Annotated in this window: 21 protein-coding genes; 12 read left to right on the top strand and 9 right to left on the bottom strand. The window is 27.3% G+C overall.

Translation table 11 applies throughout. From position 1 onward, the window contains the following. Window positions 1-9 precede the first annotated feature (9 nt). The 6 genes from AFAEC_RS08275 (at window position 10) to AFAEC_RS08250 (ending at window position 4878) form a co-directional block, all read left to right on the top strand. Window positions 10-651 carry an FKBP-type peptidyl-prolyl cis-trans isomerase gene (locus AFAEC_RS08275; protein ID WP_026806181.1) on the top strand — a complete coding sequence of 214 codons (642 nt, stop codon included), beginning with the start codon at window positions 10-12 and terminating at the stop codon, window positions 649-651. Window positions 652-740: 89 nt separating this feature from the next. Further along, window positions 741-1670 carry an ACP S-malonyltransferase gene (gene fabD, locus AFAEC_RS08270; protein WP_026806180.1) on the top strand — a complete coding sequence of 310 codons (930 nt, stop codon included), beginning with the start codon at window positions 741-743 and terminating at the stop codon, window positions 1668-1670. After that, window positions 1663-2364 (top strand): 5'-methylthioadenosine/adenosylhomocysteine nucleosidase, encoded by a 702-nt coding sequence (locus AFAEC_RS08265; protein ID WP_026806179.1) that lies wholly within the window; start codon window positions 1663-1665, stop codon window positions 2362-2364. Before fabD ends, AFAEC_RS08265 begins: the two co-directional genes overlap by 8 nt. A gap of 56 nt (window positions 2365-2420) precedes the next feature. Further along, a complete protein-coding gene (gene aspA, locus AFAEC_RS08260) occupies window positions 2421-3827 on the top strand; it encodes an aspartate ammonia-lyase (protein ID WP_026806178.1) in 1407 nt (468 codons plus the stop codon). Then, on the top strand, window positions 3814-4314 hold the full coding sequence (locus AFAEC_RS08255; protein ID WP_034216573.1) for an asparaginase domain-containing protein: 501 nt from the start codon (window positions 3814-3816) through the stop codon (window positions 4312-4314). Before aspA ends, AFAEC_RS08255 begins: the two co-directional genes overlap by 14 nt. A 72-nt stretch (window positions 4315-4386) precedes the next feature. After that, a complete protein-coding gene (locus tag AFAEC_RS08250) occupies window positions 4387-4878 on the top strand; it encodes a hypothetical protein (RefSeq protein ID WP_026806176.1) in 492 nt (163 codons plus the stop codon). A gap of 8 nt (window positions 4879-4886) precedes the next feature. On the opposite strand, the gene AFAEC_RS08245 is transcribed toward AFAEC_RS08250, so the two are convergent. Next, on the bottom strand, window positions 4887-5279 hold the full coding sequence (locus tag AFAEC_RS08245) for a hypothetical protein (protein WP_034216571.1): 393 nt from the start codon (window positions 5277-5279) through the stop codon (window positions 4887-4889). A 9-nt stretch (window positions 5280-5288) separates the two neighbouring features. Then, window positions 5289-6311, bottom strand: a complete 1023-nt coding sequence (gene ahbA / locus AFAEC_RS08240) for a siroheme decarboxylase subunit alpha (protein WP_026806174.1) — start codon at window positions 6309-6311, stop codon at window positions 5289-5291. Window positions 6312-6432: 121 nt separating this feature from the next. Between ahbA and AFAEC_RS08235 the strand changes: the two genes are divergently transcribed. Both AFAEC_RS08235 and AFAEC_RS08230 read left to right on the top strand, forming a co-directional pair. Next, window positions 6433-7002, top strand: a complete 570-nt coding sequence (locus AFAEC_RS08235) for a precorrin-2 dehydrogenase/sirohydrochlorin ferrochelatase family protein (protein WP_026806173.1) — start codon at window positions 6433-6435, stop codon at window positions 7000-7002. Between the two features lies 1 nt (window position 7003). Beyond that, a complete protein-coding gene (locus AFAEC_RS08230; RefSeq protein WP_034216570.1) occupies window positions 7004-7384 on the top strand; it encodes a hypothetical protein in 381 nt (126 codons plus the stop codon). A 76-nt stretch (window positions 7385-7460) separates the two neighbouring features. Here AFAEC_RS08230 and AFAEC_RS08225 read toward each other — a convergent pair whose 3' ends face one another. Beyond that, window positions 7461-7787, bottom strand: a complete 327-nt coding sequence (locus AFAEC_RS08225; RefSeq protein ID WP_026806171.1) for a cupin domain-containing protein — start codon at window positions 7785-7787, stop codon at window positions 7461-7463. 129 nt (window positions 7788-7916) lie between these two features. Between AFAEC_RS08225 and AFAEC_RS08220 the strand changes: the two genes are divergently transcribed. Then, entirely contained in the window at window positions 7917-8348 is a 432-nt protein-coding gene (locus AFAEC_RS08220; RefSeq protein ID WP_026806170.1) for a MarR family winged helix-turn-helix transcriptional regulator, read from the top strand. Window positions 8349-8393: 45 nt separating this feature from the next. On the opposite strand, the gene AFAEC_RS08215 is transcribed toward AFAEC_RS08220, so the two are convergent. Next, window positions 8394-11009 carry a valine--tRNA ligase gene (locus AFAEC_RS08215; protein ID WP_026806169.1) on the bottom strand — a complete coding sequence of 872 codons (2616 nt, stop codon included), beginning with the start codon at window positions 11007-11009 and terminating at the stop codon, window positions 8394-8396. 130 nt (window positions 11010-11139) lie between these two features. Between AFAEC_RS08215 and AFAEC_RS08210 the strand changes: the two genes are divergently transcribed. Continuing rightward, window positions 11140-11805 carry a rhodanese-like domain-containing protein gene (locus AFAEC_RS08210; RefSeq protein ID WP_026806168.1) on the top strand — a complete coding sequence of 222 codons (666 nt, stop codon included), beginning with the start codon at window positions 11140-11142 and terminating at the stop codon, window positions 11803-11805. A 38-nt stretch (window positions 11806-11843) separates the two neighbouring features. Here the strand turns inward: AFAEC_RS08210 and AFAEC_RS08205 are convergent, their stop codons facing one another. Beyond that, window positions 11844-12851, bottom strand: coding sequence for an HD-GYP domain-containing protein (locus tag AFAEC_RS08205; protein WP_026806167.1), 1008 nt, complete (start codon window positions 12849-12851; stop codon window positions 11844-11846). A gap of 88 nt (window positions 12852-12939) precedes the next feature. Between AFAEC_RS08205 and AFAEC_RS08200 the strand changes: the two genes are divergently transcribed. Beyond that, a complete protein-coding gene (locus tag AFAEC_RS08200; RefSeq protein ID WP_026806166.1) occupies window positions 12940-13857 on the top strand; it encodes an MBL fold metallo-hydrolase in 918 nt (305 codons plus the stop codon). 21 nt (window positions 13858-13878) lie between these two features. Here AFAEC_RS08200 and AFAEC_RS08195 read toward each other — a convergent pair whose 3' ends face one another. From AFAEC_RS08195 to AFAEC_RS08180, 4 genes are read right to left on the bottom strand one after another with little or no spacing between them, the layout of a single operon-like run. Next, a complete protein-coding gene (locus AFAEC_RS08195) occupies window positions 13879-14634 on the bottom strand; it encodes an ElyC/SanA/YdcF family protein (RefSeq protein WP_026806165.1) in 756 nt (251 codons plus the stop codon). A gap of 30 nt (window positions 14635-14664) precedes the next feature. Next, window positions 14665-16881, bottom strand: coding sequence for an EAL domain-containing protein (locus AFAEC_RS08190; RefSeq protein ID WP_026806164.1), 2217 nt, complete (start codon window positions 16879-16881; stop codon window positions 14665-14667). Window positions 16882-16894: 13 nt separating this feature from the next. Continuing rightward, window positions 16895-17536 carry a transglutaminase-like cysteine peptidase gene (locus tag AFAEC_RS08185; RefSeq protein ID WP_026806163.1) on the bottom strand — a complete coding sequence of 214 codons (642 nt, stop codon included), beginning with the start codon at window positions 17534-17536 and terminating at the stop codon, window positions 16895-16897. A 32-nt stretch (window positions 17537-17568) separates the two neighbouring features. Continuing rightward, window positions 17569-18879 (bottom strand): MFS transporter, encoded by a 1311-nt coding sequence (locus tag AFAEC_RS08180; protein WP_026806162.1) that lies wholly within the window; start codon window positions 18877-18879, stop codon window positions 17569-17571. 75 nt (window positions 18880-18954) lie between these two features. Between AFAEC_RS08180 and AFAEC_RS08175 the strand changes: the two genes are divergently transcribed. Next, complete coding sequence (locus AFAEC_RS08175; RefSeq protein WP_026806161.1) at window positions 18955-19554, top strand: non-canonical purine NTP pyrophosphatase; 600 nt, start codon at window positions 18955-18957, stop codon at window positions 19552-19554. Window positions 19555-19628: the final 74 nt, after the last annotated feature.

Raw genomic sequence — 19628 nt, 5'->3', positions numbered from 1 at the left:
GGAATTAAAATGTCAAACAAAGTAATAGGGATAGAATATACACTAAAAGATGCAAAAACTGGTGAACAATTAGATACAAACGTAGGACAAGCTCCTTTAGAGTTTGTTTCTGGAAAAGGTCAAATTATTCAAGGTCTTGAAGATAAATTAGTTAAAATGTCTGCAAATGAAGAGGCTGATGTTTTAGTTGAACCAAAAGATGGATATGGTGAGTACAATAATGAAGCAGTTCAAACTTTACCAAAAGAGCAATTTGCAGGTATTGAATTAGTTGAGGGTATGTCTTTATATGGTTCAGGTGAGCATGGAGAGACTATTCAAGTTGTAGTAAAATCTTTTGATGATAAAGAAGTAACAATTGATTACAATCATCCAATGGCTGGAAGAACTTTAATGTTTACAGTATCAATTTTAAGTTTAAGAGATGCGACTGATGAAGAGGTTCAAACAGGTGTTGTAGGTGGATTTGCTGCTATGGGTGGTGGATGTTGTGGAGGTGGTGGACATAGTCACTCTCACGGTGGTGGATGTGGAACTGGTGGAGGTTGTGGATGTGCAGGTGAAGATGACGACCACGATCATGACCATGGGCATTCACATGGTGGTGGATGCGGAACTGGTGGTGGACACGGTGGATGTGGTTGCCATTAATTAAATTTTACTAATATTAAGAACTATAAATATTGCCCGAGTGTAGTGATACATTTGGGCAATTTAATTTTAAATAAAGAGGTTACATTATGAAAAAAGTTGCTTTTATTTTTCCTGGTCAAGGAAGCCAAGCTATTGGTATGGGAAGAGATTTTTTTGAGAATAGTGATATTGCAAAAGAGATGGTAAAAAATGCAAGTGAAAGATTAAATATAGATTTTGAAAAGCTTTTATTTGAAGAGAACGATAATTTAGGAAAAACAGAATTTACACAACCAGCTATTTTATTGGTAAGCTGTATAGCTTTAGCAGTTTTTAAAGAGAAGATAGATATTCAACCAGAGTTTGTAATGGGACACTCTTTAGGAGAATTTTCAGCATTAGTTGCAGCAGGTGCTATAGATTATTTAGATGCTATTGAACTTGTAAATAAAAGAGGAACTTTTATGGCAGAAGCTTGTAGTGGAGCAGGAGCTGGAATGATGGCACTAGTTGGAATAGATGATGAAAAAGTTGAAACTATTTGTGAGCAAGAGAGAGAAAAAGGTCTAAAAGTTTGGGCTGCAAATTATAATATGGATGGACAACTTGTTCTTGCAGGATTAAAAGCCGATTTAGAATCTTTAGTTGATACTTTTAAAAGTGCAGGAGCTAAAAGAGCTTTAGTTTTAGATATGAGTGTAGCTTCACATTGTGAATTACTTGAAAGTGCAGTTGAAAATTTAAAACCATATTTAATTGAGTTTTTAAATGATGAGTTTTTAAATGTTGTTTCTAATGTAAGTGCAAATATTTATTCAACAAAAGATGAAGCTGTTGATCTTCTTTCATCACAATTAATTTGTCCTGTAAAATATAAACAATCAATTAAAGCATTTGCTAATGAAATTGATTATTTTATTGAGTTTGGACAAGGGGCTGTTTTAAAAGGTTTAAACAAAAAAATTACAGATAAACCAACTTTAAATGTATCTGATATGAAAACTTTAAATGAAACATTAGAGGTTTTAAATGACTAAATTAGCAATTATGGGGGCTATGCAAGAGGAGATTGATCCTCTTTTAGAGTTTTTTAAAGAGTATAAAACTATTGAATATGCAGATAATAAGTATTATGAAGTAAATTATAAAGGGCTTGATATTGTTATAGCTCATTCAAAAATTGGAAAAGTTTTTGCCTCTTTAACAGCTTCAACACTTATTCAAAAATTTTCTTGTGATACCCTTCTTTTTTCAGGTGTTGCAGGAGCTATTAACCCAACTTTGAATATCGGAGATTTGATTGTAGCAACAAAACTTTGCCAACATGATTTGGATATTACAGCTTTTGGGCATCCAAATGGATATGTTCCTGGTGGAAAAGTTTTTGTTGAGAGTTCAAAAAAACTTTTAGAACTTGCTAAAAAAGTTGCAACAAATAATAATTTAAAAGTAATTGAAGGAATTATAGCAACTGGTGATCAGTTTATTCACTCTAATGATACAAAAGAGTTTATAGAAAAAACTTTTAATGCTGATGCTTTAGAGATGGAAGGTGCAAGTGTTGCTGTTGTTTGTGATGCTTTAAATATTCCATTTTTTATTTTAAGAGCAATTAGTGATAGTGCAAATATGGAAGCTGGTTTTGATTTTGATGAATTTTTAGATAGTAGTGCAAAAATTTCAAGTAACTATTTAATTAAAATAGTTGATGAGCTAATAAAAAATAGATAAGCTTTTTTTGTGTAGGATTGTCCTATACTTTCTTTAAATTATTTTAAAGGATTTATATGGATAATTTACATAGAATGGAAAAAGATTTCTTAGGTGAAAAAGAGATAGAAAATGATAAATATTATGGTATTCAAACCCTAAGAGCAAAAGAGAATTTTAATATTACTACAATTGGGATTTCAATATTCCCAAACTTCATAATATCTTTAGCAAAAGTAAAAAAAGCTTGTGCCTTAACAAATTTTGAATTAGGTGATTTAAGTGAAGCTCAAAAAAATGCAATAGTAAAAGCTTGTGACTTAATAATAGATGGACAATATCATGATCAGTTTATAGTTGATCCAATTCAAGGAGGAGCGGGAACTTCTACAAATATGAATGCAAATGAAGTAATAGCAAATATTGCTTTAGAAATTTTGGGTGAAAAAAAAGGCTCATATAATATAATTCATCCAAATAATCATGTAAATATGAGTCAATCAACAAATGATGCTTATCCAACTGCTATTAAAATTACACTTTATGAACTTATATTTAAACTTCAAGATAGTCTTAAAATTTTAAGAGATAGTTTTAAACAGAAAGCTTTTGAATTTAAAGATATTTTAAAAATGGGTAGAACTCAACTTCAAGATGCTGTTCCTATGACTTTAGGACAAGAGTTTAAAACATTTGCAACAATGATTGACGATGATATTTTTAGGCTTACAACAGCTCAAAATCTATTAAAAGAGGTAAATCTCGGAGCAACAGCAATTGGAACTGGAATAAATACAAAACCAGAGTATCAAGCGCTTGTAGTTAAAAATTTAAAATATGTTACAGGAACTGATTATTATAAAGCTAGAGATATGATTGAAGCTACTCAAGATACTGGTTCATTTGTTCAAATCTCAGCAATGTTAAAATCTATTGCTATAAAGATATCAAAGATTTGCAATGATTTAAGACTTTTGAGTTCTGGACCAAGAGCTGGATTAAATGAGATAAATCTTCCTCCTATGCAACCAGGAAGTTCTATTATGCCAGGAAAAGTAAATCCTGTTATGCCTGAAGTTGTAAATCAAGTTGCATTTGATGTAATTGGTGCTGATGCAACAATTTCAATTGCTAGTGAACATGGGCAACTTCAATTAAATGTATTTGAACCAATAATTGCTTATAAATTATTTATCTCTATAAATATGATGAGAAGAGCTTTTGAAAGTTTAGCTGAAAAGTGTATCAAAGGAATTACTGCGAATCCTGAAGTGTGTATGAATAATGTTTTAAATTCTGCAACATTAGTAACTTCATTAAATCCAATTTTAGGGTATGAAAAAAGTTCAGCTGTTGCAAAAGAGGCTTTAAGAACAGGAAAAAGAGTTTATGACATTTTACTTGAAGAGAAACTTTTTACAAAAGAGGAGTTAGAGGAGTTATTACAACCAAAAAATATGGTTCAAAACTATGACAAAATCTAAGATTACAGTTATAAATACAGGTGGAACTTTTAATAAGATTTATAATCCATTAAATGGAGAATTAGAAGTTCCAAAAGATGGTAAAGCTTTGGAAGAGATTCTAAGCTTTTGCCATAATATAGATTTTGAAGTTATAAATATTATCTCTAAAGATAGTTTACAGATGAATGAAGATGATAGAAAAATAATTGTAAAAACTATAAAAGAGTGTAAAAATCAAAATATAATAGTTATTCATGGAACAGATACTATGGATTTAACAGCATCTTTTCTAGATGAATTTATAAAAAATAAAAGAATTATTTTAGTAGGTGCTATGTTACCTATATCAATAAATAAGATTGAAGCTACATTGAATTTTGCTATGGCTATGGGATTTTTAAATGCAAATATTGAAAATAGTATTTATATTTCAATGCATGGAAGTGTTAGAAACTATAAAAATATTATGAAAAATAGAGAATTAGGAAAATTCTTAAATTGTTAAAATGTAGTACCTTTTTTTATGTTTTTTTGTGATACTATTCGCAAAAATAACTAGGTTAGGAAAAAATTAAAAATGCAAAAGGAAGAAAAAAAGAGTTTTATAGAAAGATTATTTATAAAAGTAAATAATATTGATAAAGTTTTAGAAAATAGAGTTGATACAATACTTTTAAGATTTATTAATATGCTTAAATACTTTTTTATAATAATAATGATTGTTTATTTGGCAATTTGTTTATTAAGTCTAGGTCATAAAATTATCTCTTTTACCTTGGAACAAGGAGCTTTAGACTTTACCTCTATTAAAACTATTTTAACTGATGGTTTGTTTACTTTAATTGTAATAGCAATTGTAAAAACTCTTTTTATTAAAAATGGCTTTGATTACTCTTTAACATTTTTAGAAATAGCCTTTGTTGTAATTATAAGAAAATTAATTTTACTTGATACAATACCAAGTGAAACTAGTCTTTTAATAGCATTAGGAATAACTTCTTCTATGTTTTTTATATTAATAATTTATATTCATAATTTAAAAAGGAAATGGTTAAAAGAAAAAGAGTAAAAATTTATTTAATTTTTATCTCTTTTCTCAAGGTTTTCAAGCATTTTTACACATCTTGCACTATGAAAACCTTTGAAATATTCAGGATTTGTAAAAACATTATCTTTTAAATTCCAACCTCTATTATCATTTATCATAATAGATTTTGAAAACTCTTTTTTTGTTCTATTTTCACAAATTATAGTTTCACCTTTTAAAAAAGCTCCTTCAACTTCTGCCATTCTAGTAGTTGTCATATTGTAATGAAAAGTTATTAAGATAGCTAAAATTATAAAAACAACGGGAAAAATCTTTTTAAAGCTATTTTTTGGTGAAAATTTTCTAGTTGTTACAATAGTTGTAATAATTAAAATAAATATGGCAATTACAATATATGCAGCTTCAAGTTCTAAAAATTTCATAAAAATCCTTTAATTATTATTTGTTTTTTCCCAAGTTTCAAACTCATCACTAAAGTAAATAATTCTTACTTTTTTAAACTCTCTACTTGAATAAAGCTCCATTCTATCTTTATACTCTATAACTTTTGCAATGTCATCTATAGTATCTTTTGTATCTTGCGTTGTTTTTCCGTGAATCATTGTAAAAAGATTATAGTTCCAATTTGGATATTTTGGTCTTAAATAGCAATGGCTAACAGCACTAAATGAGGCTGCTTTTTCTCCAAACTCTTGAGAATTTGACTCATCTATTTCCCAAACAACCATTGCATTTGCACTAAATCCAGCTTTTCTATGATTTAATATTGAAGCAAATCTTCTCATGACACCAGAATTTATAAAATCTTTTATAACATTAAAAAGTTCATCATAGTTAATTTTTAGTTCATCAACTATAAATTTAAAAGGTTCACTAACAAATTTTATATCCATTTGAAGAAGTTTGATAAATTTATAGTGATAAGGTGTTAATTCAAGTTCTGTAAAACTTCTTTTAGCTAATTCCTCTTGTTTTTCCTCTTTATTTGTAGTATCAAGTTTTACAGAGATTTTAAATAGTTTTAAAGTAGGAAGGATTATAAAACCTTTTGCTTTTGTTTTTTTAGCTAAAATTTCGATAGTTTTTTCCAAACCTAAAGCTGAATTTGGAGCAACTGCTATTGTAAACCAGATATTAAATGTATGATTTCTCTCATAATTATGAGAGATTCCAGGATGTGTATTTAATATATCAACTGTATTATCAATATCTTCACTAGCTATTTCAAATGCTACTAAAGAGGAGCTATATCCTAGTTTTTTGGTATCAAATATTGCAGATGTTTGTCTTATTATATTCTCCTCTTTTGCTTTATTTAAAATATTCAAAACTTCTTCTTCTGTTGTATGAAGTTCATTTGCAATAGCAAGAAAAGGTTTTTTTGCAAGTGGAAAATTCTTTTGAATTCTAAGTAATACTTCATTTTTTAGCTCAAGATGTGGAATTTGAGTCATATTTCTCTCCTAATTGAAATTAAAAAAATTGTAACTTAATATACTTCTTTAAATATTGACTTGTATTAAGATAGCCTAATCTAATATTTGTTAGAATGAATTTAAATAAAAAAGGATATTTATGGCATATTTTCCAGCTTTTCTAAAATTTGATGATAAAAGTATTTTAATAGTTGGAGGAGGAAATATAGCTTTAGAAAAGTTAGAACATCTTTTAAATTTTTCTTCAAATATTACTTTGATTTCAAAAGAATTTAATACACAGATTAAGAACTTAATAGAAGAAAACTCTTTAGAATTTTTTGTAAAAGCTTATGAAAATGGTGATGCAAAAGGCTTTGATATTGTTATTGCTGCAATTGATGATTTCTCTTTACAAGAACAGATATATTTTGAAACAAGAGATTATAATAATACTCTTTGTAATTGTGTAGATTTACAAAAATATTGTGATTTTATATTTCCATCTTATATAAAAAAAGGTGATTTAACTATTGCAATTTCTACAAGTGGAAGTTCTCCTGCATTTGCAAAAAATTTTAAAGAGTATTTAAAAAATTTAATTCCAAATGGTATTGAAGATTTTTTAAAAGAGTTAAAAGAGCTAAGAAATACTATGCCAAAGGGAAGAGAAAGAATGCAATTTTTAGATAAAAAAGTGAAAGATTATATTAAATCGTGGGAGAAATAGTTTGAGTAAAAATAGTAAAAATCTACTTTTAATTGGGTTTGTTGTTATATTTTTTATTGTTGGATTTATTGGTTTTAAGGATGCTTTACCAGAGAATAAAAATCATAGAGTTTATACAATTTTACAAGAGTATTTTCCTTATAATTTAGAAAAAAGAACAGGTGGTTTAGCAATAGTTTATAAAGATGGTAGGGAAAAAGAGAAACCATCTAATGCTGAAATTTTTCATATTACTGATAAGCTTGAAAAAGAGTGGGGAAAAGAGTATTTGAAACTTGAGAATAGCGTTCTTATTATTTTAGATAAAGATAAAAAAGAGTTAAGAAAAATAGAGTTAAGTTCTGATGAAATTATTTGGATTAAACAATTTTTTGGGATTTAAATAGAGCTTATTTTGATGTAAATGTAGAGTTTACAATCCCTTTTAAATAAAAATATAGCCTTTTTTAAGGCTATATTTATTGGTTTGTTACTAAAATCATACAACCTTCTTGTGATTGTGGTAAATGAGCTGTACCTTTAGGATTTATTATATAAGCTCCTTTTTCATAGTCATTAATACCATCATTAAAAATTCCAGAGATTACATAAATATGTTCATCAAAAATATCGTGAGAATCTATAAAAGGGAGCTTACTATTTGGCTTGAATTCATAAATAGCTGTAGATTTTCCATCTTTATTTTCCCAAAGGATATATTGATTTATTCCTTTTGCAACCTCTTTTGAAGGTAAATTATTTAACAATACTGATGTTATACCATCATAATTTAAAACTTGATTCATTTTATTCCTTTAGATTTTATCTTGCTAGCAAATATTTTGTATACAAAGTAATATTAACAGAAAAAAATATTTTTGTCAATAAGTTTGTACACAAGATATATTTTGCTATAATTAATAAAAAGGAAAAAAATGAATAGTCAAGAGTTCAATTTTTCAAAAATGATTTGTTTTTTATTAAATTCTACATCAAATGCTATGATAAGGGATTATAGACCTGATTTAGAAGAGTTTCATTTAACATACCCACAATATTTAGTTATGATGACACTTTGGAATAACGATAATATTTTAATAAAAGATATAAGTAAAGAGACTTTTTTTGATTCAGCTACATTGACACCTATTTTAAAAAGATTAGAAGAAAAATCATATATAACAAGGATTCAATCACAAAAAGATGAGAGAGGAAAATTGATAAAATTGACTCAATTAGGTAAAGATTTAAAAGATAAAACAGCTCATATTTTTAAAAATATGGAGTGTAAAATTGAACTAAGTAGCGAAGAACAAGAGGAAATTATTAGAATTTGTAACAAAATTATGTATAAATTAAATGGTTAAATAAAAAGGCTTATTTTTAATAAGTCTTTTTATAGTTTTAAATTCTTAACTTAAACTTTTAAGTTCAGCTTCAATTTTTTCTAACCTAGTTTTTACCTCTTCAAGAGCTTTTTTATTTTCTTCTATCACATTTGCAGGAGCATTTGCTACGAATCTTTCATTTGATAACATACCATTTAATTTATCAAACTCTTTTTGAGCTTTCTCTTTTTGTTTCTCTAGCTTTTCAATGATTGGTTTCATATCTATCTCTTGTGTTGGAAGATATACTTCAAGACTATTTGAAACATCTGTTATAGAGGTTTCAACTTTTGTACTTACAAACTCTATATTTTCAACTTTTGCTAACTTCTCAATAAATGGTTTAGCTATATTTTCATCTATCTTTTTATCTAGTTTTATATATGCTTTTGCTATTTTTGAATTTCCCATATCAATAATAACTTTTGCTCTTCGTATAGCAATAATAGCCTCTTCGATAATTGCAAACATAGCTTCAATATTTTCATCTTTTTTAATATCTTTTGGAAAATTCATAATCATTAAAGAACTTCCATTTTCTAAGCTTGTACCACTAAGTTTATGATATAAATAATCTGAAATAAATGGCATAAATGGACTTACCATTTTAAGTGTCTCTTTAAAAATAGCTCCAAGTTCTACAATACTATCTTTAGAAGCTTTTGAGTACTCTATTCCCCAATCACAAAATTCAGTCCATACAAATTTATAAAGTGTACTTGCTGCTTCATTGAATTTATAGCTTTCTAAATTTGCTCTTACTTCATCAACTGCACTACTTAATCGGCTTTGCATATAAAGTCCAAGTGGAGTTTTTATAGTAATATCTTTTAAATCAGGGAAAGTTTCTACATTTAAACTTAAAAAATTACTAGCATTGTAAAGTTTATTTGTAAAGTTTCTAAACTGCTCTAAATTTTTTGCACCTAGCTTAATATCTCTTCCTTGAACAGCTAAATATGCTAAAGTAAATCTGATAATATCAGCACTATGTTCTTCAACCATATCTAGTGGGTCTATTACATTCCCTTTACTTTTTGACATTTTTGCACCAAATTCATCTCTTACAAGAGCGTGCATATAGATATCTTTAAATGGTAAACTACCCATAAAATGTTCACCCATCATCATCATTCTAGCTACCCAGAAAAACATAATATCAAATCCAGTAATTAGTAGTGAGTTTGGATAAAAATCTTTTAAATCATTCTCAGTAAAAGTATTTTTCATCTGTTTATTATTTCCCCAACCAAGTGGTGAAAATGCCCATAAAGCAGAACTAAACCAAGTATCTAATACATCTGGGTCTTGATGAATAGTTTTTGAAGTACATTTTGGACACTCTTTTGGCTCATCCTCTTTTGTAGCCCATTGATGATTACAGTTATCGCAATAAAATACTGGAATTCTATGCCCCCACCAAAGTTGTCTTGAAATACACCAATCTCTAAGCTCATCCATCCAAGCTCTATATGAGTTTAACCAATGTGGTGGGTGGAATTTTGCTTCACCTGCATAAGTTTTTTCTATTGATTTTTTTGCTACTTCTTTACTTACAAACCACTGTTTAGAGATATATGGTTCAACAATATTTTTACATCTATAACAGTGTCCTACTTGATGATTATGTTCTTCAATTTTTACTATAAAGCCTTCATCTTGAAGTTTTTGTACTATAATTGGTCTTGCTTTTAATCGCTCTAAACCTGTAAATTCACCACATTCACTATTTAAAATACCTTTTTCATCAAAACATTTTATAAACTCTAAATTGTGTCTTTTCCCAACCTCGTAGTCATTTGTATCGTGTGCTGGAGTTACTTTTACCACACCTGTTCCAAACTCCATATCTACATGAGAATCTGTAATTATTTTTATTTTTCTATTTATTAGTGGTAAAAGAACTTCTTTTCCAATTATATCTTTATATCTTTCATCATCTGGATTTACCATAACTGCACTATCACCAAAATATGTCTCTGGTCTTGTTGTTGCAACTGTTACAAAACCTGAGCCATCAGTAAAATGGTAGTTCATATGATAAAATTTACCATTTATCTCTTCGTGCTCAACTTCAATATCACTTAAAGCTCCATCGTGTGTACACCAATTTACCATATAGTTATTTTGAGTTAGCATTCCCTCATCATAAAGCTTTACAAAGGCTTCTTTAACGGCTTCTTTTAAGCCTTCATCCATAGTAAATCGCTCTCTTGACCAAGCTGGACTAACTCCTAATTTTCTCATTTGGTGAACAATCGTTCCCCCACTAAACTCTTTCCATTTCCAAACTCTCTCTAAAAACTTTTCTCTTCCTAAAGCTTCTTTTGTAGTACCTTCAGCTAAAAGTTGTTTTTCTACTACATTTTGAGTTGCAATTCCTGCATGGTCAGTTCCTGGTTGCCAAAGAGTTTTAAAGCCATCCATTCTTTTGTATCTTGTGATAATATCTTGTAGTGTAAATGTAAGTGCATGACCTATATGTAAACTTCCTGTTACATTTGGTGGTGGCATCATAATAGCAAAATTTTTGTTTGGTTCTTGAATAGATTCATTTCCATCTATTTCAAAATAACCTCTGCTTTCCCAAATTTTATAAAAACTATCTTCTACCTTTGATGGTTCATATTTATCGCTCATTAAAAATCCTAATATGTTACTAAAATAGGCTAGATTTTATCTAAAAATTACTTAGTATCGAATAACTTGCTCTTTTTAGTGCTTTTTGTTAAAATTGATTTTTATCATATTTTAAAATTAAGGAGAGCAAATGTTTAAGATATTTTTAGGAAGTGCTGTTGTTGCAAGTTCGATTTTTGCAGCTGATTTACAAATAAGTGGAGTTGAGGTAACTCTTGATGATGGTAAAAAAACTACTATAAAAAGAGAAGTAAAACCAAAAGAGTGTGAAAATGTAGCTTTTGATCCAAAAGATATTTTTGGCGGAAATCATCAAGCAGCATTAAATGTAAATGAAAATTGTAAAAGAAGTTTTGTAACATATTTTGGAAAGATTTCACCTATGAAAGCTGCTCCAAATATTGATACTTATGGAGAAGTAGAGGTTTTAGAGTTTATTGAAAAGGCAAAAACAGATAAAAATCTTTTATTAATAGACTCAAGAACTGAAAATTGGTATAACCATGAAACAATTGCTAGTGCAATAAATGTTCCATATATTTATACAAAAAAATCTCAATATCCAGATGAATTTAAAGAGGTTTTAGAAACTTTTGGAGTAGTTGAAAAAGATGGAAAGTATGATTTCTCAAATGCAAAAACTCTTTTAATGTTTTGTAATGGTATTTGGTGTGGACAATCTCCAGAAGCTATGAAAGAGTTAATAGCTATTGGTTATCCACAAGAGAAAATGAAGTGGTATAGAGGCGGAATGCAATCTTGGTTAAGTGTTGGTTTGACAACTATTAAACCATAATATAAAAAAGTTTGGATTTTTTCCAAACTTTTATTTTTTTAAATTTCTTCAAAAATCTTATCAAAAATATCAACTATGCTTTCATCAATTTTCCCATTTTTAGCATCATTTTTCATAATATCTATTGCTTCTTTATGAGAAAAATCTCCTCTATAAGCTCTTTTTTCTCTTAAAGCATTATAAATAACTAGACAAATTAAAAGTCTATCTTTAAAACTTAAATCTTTTGCTTCTAAACCAAAGCTTCCACTACTATCTAATCTTTCTTGAACTTTAAAAGCAAGATTAGAAATATCAGTAAAGCCCATAATAGAGTTTAAAACTCTTTTTGTATGGTATGGATAAGATTTTATAATCTCTTTTTCTTCAATTGTAAGAGCTTGTTTTTTTTCTAAAATCTCTTTAGAAATATTTAGTTTTCCAATATTTTGCAAAGTTGAAGCTATCAAAAATAGTTGTTTGTCTTTATGCTCAAATTCAAAAAAATCTGTTATAACTTCTGCTTTTTCAATGATTTCTGATTTCTGATTTATAAATAAGTTAATCTCTTTTGTCATTTTTAAAATCTCTTCAAAATCTAAAACCTTTGTAAAATCACTTAAGTTTGAATAGATGAAAAGTACTATTTCATTCTCATTTTCTAAATCAAGCCAAAAAGATAATTTACTTGAAATTTCAAAAAAACTATTTTTTATAGTTTCATCAATATTCTGTTTTTCTACAAACTTTTTAATTTCTATCTTTTGCTCTAAGCTATTTTTTGAAAAATCAAACTTTTTAGCTAAATCTTGTGAAAATTCGCAAATAGCTAAAAATAAGCTATCTTCTAAATGATTTTTATCTAAAAAATTAAAATTATTTAAAGACTTTTTACCTAGAGGATATGCCAAAGAGTAAGAGCATAAATCAGACAATTTTTCAGCACTAAATCCAAGTTTTAATCCTAAATTAATAGCTATATAAGTAGCTTTTTTAGTATTTAAACTATCACTAAAAGCTAATAAAAAGTTATTTAAATTAAATACCATTTGTCGTTTTTTATCCATAAATTTCCTTATTTTCTTAAAATTAATTATATAAAAGCGATATTAATATATAATCTAAAATTATAATATAAAAATAGGAGAACCTAAAATGTTTAAAAAGATTTCCCTCTCATTTCTTTTAGCTATCTATGCTTTTGGATTTGATTATAACTTAAAACCGCAAAAAGTAAGTGAAGATATTTGGTGTTTTTTTGGAAAAACTGAAGTTCCATCAAAAGATAATGGTGGTTTCATGGCAAACTCTTGTTATATAAATGCAAAAGATAGTTATATTTTAATAGATAGTGGAACTAGCTATAACTTTGCCAAACAAACCTATGAAGCTATGAAAAAAATTGAAGATTTAAAAGTTAGTACAATTATTGTTACTCATGAACACGATGACCATTGGATGGGGAATAGCTTTTATAAAGATAAATTTAATTCAAAAATTTATGCTCCAAAATCTATAAATGAGAATTATACTGCTGAGTCAAAACCAAGAATTTTTGAGATTTTAGATAGTAAAGATATGGAAAATACAAAGATTATTAAAGCTGATGAAATTGTAGTTGATGAGACAAATATACAAGTTGGAAATAAAGATTTAAAGATTATTGCAATGAAAGAAAAAGCTCATACAAGTGATGATTTAATAGTATATCTACCAAATGAAAAAGTTATGTTTACGGGTGATATTGTAATGAATGGGCGAATTACATCAAATAGAGATGGTTCAATAATTGGAACTTTAAAGGCTCTTGAAAAAATAGAGAGTTATGATTGGAATACTTTAGTTGCAGGGCATGGAACAAATACTACAAAAACAGCATTGGACCATACTAAAAACTATTTCTCACTTTTAAAAACAAGGATTTTAGAGGCTATCGAAGCAGGGACTATGGCTGATGATATTACAAAAATTGTAACAATGGATGATTTTAAAGATATTGCTATGTTTGAAGAGCTAAATAGTAGGAATGTTTTTGATGCTTTTAGAGAGTTAGAGTTTTATGATGAGGATTAATCTTTTTTTAATAGAGGTGAATTAAAATTCACCTTTTATTTTAGAATAGATTATTCCTAAATATTCGTGAAAAGCTAATTCGACTTTTTTTATATTATTTGAGTTGAAATATGAACTAGGATAAGTATCTCTATATGCTTTATGTTCTGTTGGACTTGGAATAATATTTAAGCCTTTTTGTTCAAATAGTTTTACTGCTCTTTTCATATGACTAGCACTTGTAACTAAAATTATTTTCTCATCATTTACTATTTTTTTTGTCTCAATAGCTTCTTCAACTGTATCTTTTGGAGTATCAAGAGTAATAATATCATTTTCATTTACACCTAAACTTATAGCTAATATTTTTTGCATTTTTGCATGAGAATTTATATCATCAAAACTATATCCAGAAACTATTAATTTACTTTTTTGTCCACTATTTTCTAGATTTTTATAGTGTCTAATTCCCTCAACAAGCCTATTTATAGCAGTTGATTTTACTTGAGAACTTATACTTAAATTTTTATCACTTTTATGAGCATTTCCCAAAACTAAGATATAGTTTACTTTTGGAGTATTTATTAGTGCAGGATAAGTATTTTCAAGTGGAGATAAAATAGCATTTGAAATAGTTTGATTAGATATTAGAAGAAACCATAAAATAGCTATAAAGAGGAATATCTTTGCTTTTTTATAGGAGTTTCTTAATAAAAAAATAGAAGCTAAAATAAGTATAAAGATTCCAATTGGAATTGGTAGTAAAAATGCTGAGATGATTTTTTTTAAAATAAACATTATATTTTAAATCAAGTCAAAAGACTTGATTTACCTGCTTGCAGCAAAAAGATTTAAGTTTTTAATATATTTAAAATCTTCATCTTTTTGTACATTTTCTGCTAGAACTTTAATATTTAGAAGATTTGAAATTTCAGCAATAGATTCAATAAAACTTTGTTTAGAAATATCAATACAAACATCATTTGTGTACTCTCTTGCTAATCTTAAGTAGTCTAAATTTAACTCTTTTATATCATTTAATGAGATAAATTTTATCTCATATCTTTTTATAATAACTTTTGCTCCTAAAGATTGAATCTCTTCTGCGAAGAATTTAAATTTTTCGATATCTTTTGCAACAGCATAAGCAGTAACAGAGAAAACAAGTTTTGAAACAATATTTTTATTTTCTATTAGTTTTTGTTTAATCCAAGCTATAAATGCTGTATTATTAATAGATTCCAAAGATAAGTTTATTGCAATATCATATTGTGTATCGTTGATTAGAATATAATCTATTACTTTTTCAATAACTTTTTTGTCAAAATCAACAACTTTTTCATATTTCTCAGCAATAGATACAAATGTCCCTATTGGAATATCGTTATTATCTTTATCTTTTATTGATGTAAATGCTTCTTGCATTATTATTTCATCTTTATCACATTTTGTGAAATTTCCTATATATTTTACTGTGAAATTTGAATTTTCAATTGTGTCATTTACAAACTCTCTCCAGCTTTCCATATCTTTTACAAGTTCATTTTCTTCACTTATAAAAATCTCATTTTGTCCAATAATGGTAGCTTTTTCATAAGCTTGATTTGCACTTTGTAAAATTTGAGCTGTTGTACTAAATGGGTTAAAAATAGCCGCTCCAATATGTGCAACATCTTTTTTAGCAAATTTCTCTCCCAATTTCTCAAATTTATCTTTCAATATTTTTGCAAATTTTTTAATATCTTCATTTGTAAAATCTTTTGCAATAATTGCAAACTCTGAACCAAAAAATCTATAAGCAAAAGTTTTTTTATTATCCTCTAATTTCGTACTCTCTAAAATATTTGCAAACTCTTTTATGAAATTATTTACTTCATTTGAAGTGTGAGATTTTGCAAAATCTCCTAAATTAGCTATTTTTATACTTAAAATATAACCTTTTGATTTATCAATAAAAAGTTGTTTCATATCTGTTTCAAAAGTTTGTCTTATAGCTAAAGTTGTTAATTCATCACTTGATAGTTTTTTAGACATATTTTCTATATTTGTATTTAATCTATCTATAGTTGCTTTTATTTTAGTTGACATATCATTGAAAGCATTTGATAAAGCAATTATCTCTGTTGTATTTGATTTTTTATCTATTTTTGTAAAATTACCTTGAGCTATTGCTTTTGCAGAGTTTTCAAGACTTTTAAGTGGCTTTAAAAGATATTGAACAAAAAAGTATAGAATTAAAATAGAGATTACAAAAGCGATAATTGAGTAAAAAATTGAACTTTTTACTTGACTATATAGTTTATTATAAGCTTCACCAGGATTTGCACTTACAAATAAAACTGCACTTGTTCTCCAACCATCACTTATCTCAGTATATTGCTCACTTAAATCAATAGGAATTAGATTTATAAACCATTGTGGAACAGAGTCAAATTTTATATCTCTATTTACTTGAACTAAAATTTTATCTAAATTTAAAACAGCACTTGTATTTATTACTTTACCCTCTTGATTTGTAGCTGTAAATTTAACTTCTAAAGATATTTTCCCACTACTTTTGGAATTAGGAATAAAAGTATAAATATCTTCACTAGGAGTTATATTTTTATTATCATCATTTGGAGTTGCACCATTTAGAGTAATTAACTCTTGCATAAAATCATCACTTTGAGTTAAAGTTTCTAAAATTCCTATTTTTGGGTCAATTTCGATATTTGATACTTCCCAAATAGAAGTTTCTAAATCCTTTGAAGCTTTTACTAAATCGCTCTCTTTTATTGTAAAAAGAGCATCTTCAAGTCTAATTTCTTTATAAAAACCACTATTTGAAACAGCATTTATTGTTGTTTCTATTTCTGGATTATTTTTATTGCTAATTAAAGTTTTTAGATTAAACCCCAATGTTGTTGCTGTATCTTGAGCTTTTGAAATTGATTCAGTCTCTAAATACTCTTTTGTATTTTTTACACTAATTATAAAATTACCTGTAAAAATCATAAAAAATATCAATGATATTATTAGATAAAGTTGTTTTGATAAAGACATTTTTTTCTCCTAATTAAAATCGGTTCATTAAATCTTTCCAAGATTTAAGATTGTTGTCTCCAGCTCTTGTTTCACCTTTTGTTTGTGCTTGCCATAGACCACTTGCATTAAAACTATAAACTGGTGTTAAATCTGTTCTTTTTGATGCTGGTTGTAGAGATTTATTAATATTATCCAAAATTACTGGTTCTCCACCAGCTTTATGGTAATATGATAATACCATATGAGCTTGATCATATTTACTATTTGCTTTTGAGTAAGATACATAAGTAATTCTAAGTTTGCTATCTGGAACTCCTAATTTTATTAGTGAAAAATATTTTGCAATTGCATAATCTTCACAATCTCCACCATTTGTTCCCATAAATTCAATAGGAGTTGCCCAATAATCTTTCTTTTTCCAGTGAGCTAAATCTGTTTTATATGGAATTTTATTAAAAAAATCATTTACCATTTGAAGTTGGTTTAATATAGATTGATTTTTTGCAGATTCAATCATAGAATCCCAATCTTCAACTTTTTGTCTGCCTGCTGTTCCATATTTTTGCTCAATTTTTACTAAATCAGAACTACTTATATGAAAGCTTTTTTGAGCATTTGTATTTAGGGATAAAAGTAAAAAAAGAGTAAATTTAACTAGAAAAAACTTTTTCACTTCTTATCCTTTTTTATATTTTTTGGCATTTCTTATCTTAAAAGAGATTTAATTTCATCTTCACTAATATTTTTTTCATCAAACTTAATAGCTACAATATTCTCACTGTTATTAATATACCACTCTTCAATTTTTGAAGTATCATTTAAAACTATTTGATTTAATTTATACTCATTTAAATCTAAATATATAGATTTTGTTTTAGATGGGTTTGGCATAGTTACTATTAATATTAACCATAAAATACAAATTACTGCAATAATGATAGAAAAAGATGATAAATCAATACTATCAAGCATAATACCACCTAAAATTCCACCTATAAATGTTCCTAAATAACCAAATGAGTTAAATACACCTAAAACACTCCCTCTTTGGTGAACTTTTGCAAATTTTGAAGTAAGTGATTGCATAATTGGTTCGTGCATATTAAATCCAATGAAAAATATAACAACTCCAATAGAAAAAACTAAAGCACTAGAACTAAATCCAATTACTAAATAAGAGATTATAAAAAATAGAATTCCTAAAGCTAGAATCTCTTTAAATTTACCTTTCTTTTCTGCAATAATTGCTGCTGGTGCCATAGATAAAAGTCCAAAAATCATAGCAGGAAGATATACATACCAAAGCTCTTTTTTCTCCCAACCATAAGTTTTTGTTAGAAGAATTGGAATTACTAAAAATGCAAAAGTCATTAAAGCTTTTTGTAGAAAATTTGTAATATGCATTCTATTTATATTTGCATTTCCTAAAACATCTTTTAAGTTTAATTTTTCATTATATGTATGAGTGATTTTTGGAGGATTTGGAACTTTTTTTACTAAAATATAGATAGAAATTAATGCTAAAGCCATAGTTATATAAAATAGAACAGGAACTCCAATAAATCCACCAATAAGTGGTCCTGAAATCATAGCAATAGCAAAAGCAAGACCTATAAACATTCCCATTAATGCCATAGCTTTCGGTCTTTCGTGTTCTTTTACAATATCACTAATCATAGCTGTAACAACAGCACCAATAGCTCCTGATCCTTGTAAAAGACGACCTAGCATTAAAGTGTAAATATCTGTTGCAATTGCACAAATTAGTGAACCAATAGCAAAAAGAAAAAGACCCATAATAATAGTTCCTTTTCTTCCTAATTTATCACTCATTATTCCAAAAGGAACTTGGAAAATAACTTGAGTTAAGGCATACCCACCAACAACGATTCCAACTAAAGTTGCATTTGAACCTTCAAGGCTTAGTGCATAAACTGAGATAACTGGAAGAACTATAAAAAGCCCAAAAAACCTAAGAGCAATAATAAAGCTCAAAGGCATAACTGATTTAATCATACATAATCCTAAATATATTATAATTTTTGTTCAGATTATATATAAAAATCGATAATACTAATATAAAGGCTAATAATGAAGATAGTTTTGGCATCAAATAACCAAGGTAAAATAAAAGAGTTTAAAAAACTTTTACCAAATGATGAGGTATTTGCCTTTAGTGAAATTTTAGGAAAACTTGAAATTGAAGAAGATAAAGATACATTTAAAGGAAATGCTATAAAAAAAGCACAAACAATATATGATGAACTTCAAAAAATTGGGTTTGGTGAAGTTTTAGTAATCTCTGATGATTCTGGTATTAGTGTACCTATACTAAATAATGCACCAGGAGTTTATAGTGCTAGGTATGCTGGACTTAAAGCAAGTGATAAAGAGAATAATTTAAAATTAATAGATGAATTAAATAAATTAGGAGTAGATAAAACAGCTGCTTTTTATACAGCTTGTATAGCTATGGTTTATAAAAATGAGGTTTATACAGTACATGGCTTTATGTATGGAGAAGTTTTAAATAAAGAGTTAGGAGAAAATGGTTTTGGATATGACCCACTTTTTATTCCAAAAGGTTTTTCTAAGACATTGGGACAGCTTGAATTTGAAGTAAAGCAAGAGTTTTCTCACAGAAACAATGCTTTAAAATTAGCAAAAAAAGTTTTGGATGTTATTTTATAGATTTATTCAATAGAAATAATTTTTGTAACTCTCACATTGTAATCAAATGATTTTACATATAAATTTATATGTTT

This window comes from Aliarcobacter faecis (assembly GCF_013201705.1).
In the GTDB taxonomy this organism is placed as follows: domain Bacteria; phylum Campylobacterota; class Campylobacteria; order Campylobacterales; family Arcobacteraceae; genus Aliarcobacter; species Aliarcobacter faecis.
Note: the sequence above shows the minus strand (reverse complement) of the source record. Positions and strands in the feature narration are given on the sequence as shown.

Coding starts and splice junctions, on each gene's coding strand:
- AFAEC_RS08275 (WP_026806181.1), top strand. CDS start 10: ATGTCAAACAAAGTAATAGGGATAGAATATACACTAAAAGATGCAAAA.
- fabD (WP_026806180.1), top strand. CDS start 741: ATGAAAAAAGTTGCTTTTATTTTTCCTGGTCAAGGAAGCCAAGCTATT.
- AFAEC_RS08265 (WP_026806179.1), top strand. CDS start 1,663: ATGACTAAATTAGCAATTATGGGGGCTATGCAAGAGGAGATTGATCCT.
- aspA (WP_026806178.1), top strand. CDS start 2,421: ATGGATAATTTACATAGAATGGAAAAAGATTTCTTAGGTGAAAAAGAG.
- AFAEC_RS08255 (WP_034216573.1), top strand. CDS start 3,814: ATGACAAAATCTAAGATTACAGTTATAAATACAGGTGGAACTTTTAAT.
- AFAEC_RS08250 (WP_026806176.1), top strand. CDS start 4,387: ATGCAAAAGGAAGAAAAAAAGAGTTTTATAGAAAGATTATTTATAAAA.
- AFAEC_RS08245 (WP_034216571.1), bottom strand. CDS start 5,279: ATGAAATTTTTAGAACTTGAAGCTGCATATATTGTAATTGCCATATTT.
- ahbA (WP_026806174.1), bottom strand. CDS start 6,311: ATGACTCAAATTCCACATCTTGAGCTAAAAAATGAAGTATTACTTAGA.
- AFAEC_RS08235 (WP_026806173.1), top strand. CDS start 6,433: ATGGCATATTTTCCAGCTTTTCTAAAATTTGATGATAAAAGTATTTTA.
- AFAEC_RS08225 (WP_026806171.1), bottom strand. CDS start 7,787: ATGAATCAAGTTTTAAATTATGATGGTATAACATCAGTATTGTTAAAT.
- AFAEC_RS08220 (WP_026806170.1), top strand. CDS start 7,917: ATGAATAGTCAAGAGTTCAATTTTTCAAAAATGATTTGTTTTTTATTA.
- AFAEC_RS08215 (WP_026806169.1), bottom strand. CDS start 11,009: ATGAGCGATAAATATGAACCATCAAAGGTAGAAGATAGTTTTTATAAA.
- AFAEC_RS08210 (WP_026806168.1), top strand. CDS start 11,140: ATGTTTAAGATATTTTTAGGAAGTGCTGTTGTTGCAAGTTCGATTTTT.
- AFAEC_RS08205 (WP_026806167.1), bottom strand. CDS start 12,851: ATGGATAAAAAACGACAAATGGTATTTAATTTAAATAACTTTTTATTA.
- AFAEC_RS08200 (WP_026806166.1), top strand. CDS start 12,940: ATGTTTAAAAAGATTTCCCTCTCATTTCTTTTAGCTATCTATGCTTTT.
- AFAEC_RS08195 (WP_026806165.1), bottom strand. CDS start 14,634: ATGTTTATTTTAAAAAAAATCATCTCAGCATTTTTACTACCAATTCCA.
- AFAEC_RS08190 (WP_026806164.1), bottom strand. CDS start 16,881: ATGTCTTTATCAAAACAACTTTATCTAATAATATCATTGATATTTTTT.
- AFAEC_RS08180 (WP_026806162.1), bottom strand. CDS start 18,879: ATGATTAAATCAGTTATGCCTTTGAGCTTTATTATTGCTCTTAGGTTT.
- AFAEC_RS08175 (WP_026806161.1), top strand. CDS start 18,955: ATGAAGATAGTTTTGGCATCAAATAACCAAGGTAAAATAAAAGAGTTT.